The 1,093-nt window shown below is 64.1% G+C and carries 2 protein-coding genes; both read left to right on the forward strand.

The genetic code is table 11. The features are described from left to right. Positions 1-27: 27 nt before the first annotated feature. The gene (locus tag V1Y59_RS23660; protein WP_330507485.1) at positions 28-318 is read left to right on the forward strand and encodes a transposase; all 291 of its coding nucleotides are present in this window, start codon (positions 28-30) and stop codon (positions 316-318) included. Then, positions 315-1,093, forward strand: a 779-nt coding sequence (locus V1Y59_RS23665; RefSeq protein WP_330507486.1) for an IS3 family transposase, incomplete at its 3' end; no start/stop codon positions are given. The genes V1Y59_RS23660 and V1Y59_RS23665, both read left to right, overlap by 4 nt.

A 1,093-nucleotide genomic window follows, 5' to 3' on the forward strand; every position in this document is an offset into this window, starting at 1 on the left:
GTAGAGGCATCGATAATGAGGAGCACGATGCCAGAGAAGCGCAAGAAGTACGACCGGGAGTTTCGTGATGGGGCGGTCCGGATCGTCGAGGAGACGGGTAAGCCGATCGCCCAGGTCGCCCGAGATCTGGGGATCAACGAGGGCACGCTGGGTAACTGGGTCAACCGGGCGCGCGCCGAGCGTGAGGGCCGCGGCGAGCTGACCCCCGATGACGCCGCGGAGCTCAAACGGCTGCGTGATGAGGTCGCGGAGTTGCGGATGGAGCGTGATGTCCTCAAGCGATCGGTGGTCCTGTGGGTCAAGGAGGCGACGAAGTGAGCGTGGCACGCTTCGTGGCCGACCAGAGGACCAACTATCGGGTGCCACACGCGGTGACCTGTCGGCTGCTCGAGATCAGCCAGGCGTGGTTCTACAAGTGGCACAAGCGAGCGCAATCGCCAGGTGCGGCAACGGGTTTACACACCCCGCGCGACTACCGTCGTGACACTATCGACCGAGCGGTGAAGGTAGCCTTCGACAAGGCCCGCGGGCTACATGGGTCACCACGCCTGCATGCGGATCTACGTGCTGATGGATGGACGGTGTCGGAGAAGACCGTGGCCGAGTCGATGTGTCGCCAAGGCCTGGTGGCGCGGCGGATCCGTCGTCGTAACGGGCTGACCCGGCAGGATAAGACCGCGCCCAAGTTCGGGGATTTGTTGTGCCGTGATTTCACCGCGCAGAGCGCCGATCAGCGGTGGGTCGGCGACATCACCGAGATCCCGACCGCGGTCGGCAAGCTGTATCTGGCCACGGTGATCGACCTGTACAGCCGCCGGTTGCTCGGTGCGGCCACCAGCCGGCACCCCGATGCGGTGTTGGCGGGTGCGGCCATCGAGATGGCGGTCGCCACGCGGGGCGGTAAGCAGGCGATATGGCGTGATGAGGATGCGCAGAAGCTGATTTTCCATACCGATCGGGGGTCGACGTATACCGCGAAGAGATTCACCAGGCTGTGCCGGCGGATGGGTATCCGGCAATCGATGGGGCGTGTCGGATCATGTTTCGACAACGCCGCCGCAGAGGCGTTCTTCTCATCGCTAGAGTGGGAAGT

The sequence above is a fragment of the Gordonia prachuapensis genome (genome assembly GCF_036350515.1).
Lineage (GTDB): Bacteria > Actinomycetota > Actinomycetes > Mycobacteriales > Mycobacteriaceae > Gordonia > Gordonia prachuapensis.

What these genes read in the sequence shown, in the direction of transcription:
- V1Y59_RS23660 (WP_330507485.1), top strand. Translation starts at nt 28, where the DNA reads ATGCCAGAGAAGCGCAAGAAGTACGACCGGGAGTTTCGTGATGGGGCG.